The organism is Bacillus cereus group sp. BfR-BA-01316, assembly GCF_022664195.1.
In the GTDB taxonomy this organism is placed as follows: domain Bacteria; phylum Bacillota; class Bacilli; order Bacillales; family Bacillaceae_G; genus Bacillus_A.
In genome coordinates this window covers 1-298 of the sequence record NZ_JAKUGX010000106.1, presented here as the reverse complement: position 1 = coordinate 298, position 298 = coordinate 1, and the positions used below count along the sequence as shown (strand labels likewise).

Below are 298 nucleotides of genomic sequence, written 5' to 3'. Positions count from 1 at the left end.
TACGAATATAAAGATACAGGAAGCAACAGAAGTAGAAGAAGAAGGTAAGTTGGAAACAACAGAAGAGTTGAAAGAAGAAAAACCGGAAGAACCAAAGGTGACAGAGGAGCCGAATGTGCTTGAGAAGCCAGAGGTGAAAGAAAAGCCGGAAGTGTCGGTAAAACCAACAGAAGAGCAAGAACAAGTTGAAACAACAGAAGAGTTGAAAGAAGAAAAACCGGAAGAACCAAAGGTGACAGAGGAGCCAAATGTGCTTGAGAAGCCAGAGGTGAAAGAAAAGTCGGAAGTGTCGATAAAA

At 41.9% G+C, this 298-nt stretch carries 1 pseudogene; it reads left to right on the top strand.

From position 1 onward, the window contains the following. Positions 1-298 (top strand): annotated as a pseudogene (locus MR071_RS25185) (Cna B-type domain-containing protein); the annotation flags it as partial.